This window comes from Pantoea wallisii (assembly GCF_002095485.1).
Classification (GTDB): Bacteria; Pseudomonadota; Gammaproteobacteria; order Enterobacterales; family Enterobacteriaceae; genus Pantoea; species Pantoea wallisii.
Window position 1 is genome coordinate 1 of the sequence record NZ_MLFS01000141.1, and the last position, 582, is coordinate 582.

At 65.3% G+C, this 582-nt stretch carries 1 pseudogene; it reads left to right on the forward strand.

Features of this window, described 5'->3' with window-relative positions:
- Positions 1 to 582: pseudogene (locus HA48_RS21975) on the forward strand (methyl-accepting chemotaxis protein); the annotation flags it as partial.

Consider the following 582-nt stretch of genomic DNA (forward strand, 5'->3'; position numbering starts at 1 on the left):
CCAGCATGGAGCAGCTGACCGCCACCGTGAAACAGAACGCCGAGAATGCGCGCCAGGCGTCACAGCTGGCGCTCAGCGCGTCGGAAACCGCACAGAAGGGCGGCAGCGTGGTTGAGGGTGTGGTGCGCACCATGAGCGACATCGCCGGCAGCTCGAAGAAGATCGCGGATATTACCAGCGTGATCGACGGCATTGCCTTCCAGACCAACATCCTGGCGCTCAACGCGGCGGTGGAAGCGGCGCGTGCCGGTGAGCAGGGCCGTGGCTTGCGTGGTGGCCGGTGAGGTACGTAATCTGGCCCAGCGCAGCGCGCAGGCGGCGAAGGAGATCAAAGGGCTGATCGAAGATTCCGTACGCCGCGTCGATAGCGGTTCACAGCTGGTGGGTACGGCCGGTGAGACCATGAGTGAGATCGTCGGGGCGGTCACGCGCGTGACGGATATCATGGGGAGATCGCCTCGGCGTCGGATGAGCAGAGTCGCGGTATTGATCAGGTGGGCCAGGCGGTGACCGAGATGGATCGCGTTACGCAGCAGAACGCCTCGCTGGTCGAAGAGTCCGCAGCGGCGGCGGCCTCGCTGG